The 226-nt window shown below is 53.5% G+C and carries 1 pseudogene; it reads left to right on the plus strand.

From position 1 onward, the window contains the following. Positions 1-216, plus strand: a pseudogene (locus EXE44_RS21290) (hypothetical protein); the annotation flags it as partial. Between the last annotated feature and the right edge of the window lie 10 nt (positions 217-226).

The raw sequence follows: 226 nt of genomic DNA on the forward strand, positions 1-226 counted from the left end.
CTTGCTGAAGAGTTCGATATCCGGCCAGACAAGGTTGAATCCTATCTTCGCGAAGGGGATCAGTTGTCGAAATTGAATAGCGCGGTTGACGCGATTGAGGAGAGCGAAGTGGACAAAGGTGCTGACTACGGTCGGGTCATCTTCCGTCACGCTCCCTACCGCTATCGACTCTCCGAGTTTGCGATGTCTCGCGCAGAAGAAGGCCTGAGGTCGTGAAGTATAGCCT

It is taken from the genome of Halorubrum sp. SS7 (genome assembly GCF_005435055.1).
Lineage (GTDB): Archaea > Halobacteriota > Halobacteria > Halobacteriales > Haloferacaceae > Halorubrum > Halorubrum salinarum.